The sequence below is a fragment of the Paenibacillus sp. Pae15 genome (genome assembly GCF_024519685.1).
Classification (GTDB): domain Bacteria; phylum Bacillota; class Bacilli; order Paenibacillales; family NBRC-103111; genus Paenibacillus_G; species Paenibacillus_G naphthalenovorans.
Window position 1 is genome coordinate 1 of the sequence record NZ_JALJRM010000072.1, and the last position, 1,394, is coordinate 1,394.

General features: G+C 39.5%; 2 protein-coding genes. Both read left to right on the forward strand.

The features are described from left to right. On the forward strand, positions 1-201 hold a 201-nt coding region (locus NR121_RS24900; RefSeq protein ID WP_256832140.1), incomplete at its 5' end, for a hypothetical protein. Between the two features lie 621 nt (positions 202-822). Next, positions 823-945, forward strand: coding sequence for a putative RNA methyltransferase (locus tag NR121_RS25460; RefSeq protein ID WP_375162545.1), 123 nt, complete (start codon positions 823-825; stop codon positions 943-945). Positions 946-1,394 lie beyond the last annotated feature (449 nt).

Sequence of the window (1,394 nt, forward strand, 5' to 3'; positions counted from 1 at the left end):
GGAGGACATAACTTAATCCTCAAAAAATCGTGTCTTGACAATGGGGAGCATTACAAATCTCCAGTCTTTTTTCGTGCCGCGGCGGAAAAAATGCAGGGAAAAGTAGGGATCTCCTCGAATATGTTTCTCAAGCATATTTCAGATAAAACTCAAGCGTGGCAAGGGTTTGAAGGACAGATAGGGATAAGGGATGCAGGGTAGCAGGGAAGGAAAACTCCTATTCCTGCTACCCTAATCCCTCACCCCTAATCCCTGCTCGTCACCCAATAATTTTTATCTCGTTTCGTTCACAATTGAACCAGATAATCCCATTTTATTAGCCCGTTATTTTGCTCCGATTGCCGTTTAATTTTTATCTCGATTTTGACTCGAAAATGCCTCTCATGCCTTGTGGGGCAAGGAGTTGCGGCGATTGGAAGAAAATGGTGGGGGAAGACGGGAATTTTTATTTTTCTTCAGGGGAGTTTAGACAAGGGGAAAATCGTGTCTACGACCCTAATTTACTTTTTCTTATAGGAACACTATAATAATTAAGGTGTTTGATAAAAACTTGAGGAGGATTATTAAAAATGTACCATATCAGACTTCGTATCCCGACTTTGAACCGGTAATTTCATACGTTCAAAGACTCTGTTTGTCCGTACAGAGTAAAAGGGATTAGTCTGCCCATTTTTGATAATCTTCATTTCAATAGAAAACTGTATTGTGAAGAAAGGCGGATCGTTCTGCCTTTCTTTATTTATGTGGATTGCTTTCCCTTGTACAGGGGAGGTTTATTTTGCGGCGGCTATTTTAGACCCAAAAAACTAAAAGTGCAAACATTTGAGTCAATTCGAGTCGACGTTTAGGTGCCCGCTATGCAAAAGCTCAATGAAAATTGTTGATTTTAAGAGCCTGATATGTTCCAAGCAGCATACGTTTGATATTACAAATATGGATATCTGAACTTGACGCCTCATCCTTCCAATAGTCATTACAAGAAGGAATTGTTTGAAGCCAGGCGCCACATCATTATGGAAAGCAACTTATACAATGCTGTACACAAAAAGATTACGAAAGTGATCGGGGAGCATTCTGGTGTTTCTTCTGATCCTTTACTGGTTGCAGATTTAGGCTGTGGGGACTACGAGAAGTATTCTTTGATAACAACGAAAAAAGGGCTTATTCAAATAAAGAAACGGTGTCGCTATTTACAAGACATTTCAAGCTGCAGAATGCATACCATGTATGTTATACAAAAAAACTTAATGCATTGAAGCTTGATAACTTGATTCAGATGACTCCTTGTAACCGTCAAGACCTTTTGAACAATTTTCGCTAATTAATTTTGAACACTAAGCGTTCTGAAAAATCGTCTGCCGATACTTCAAGCGATAGCTGTCTCCGTTCAGCTG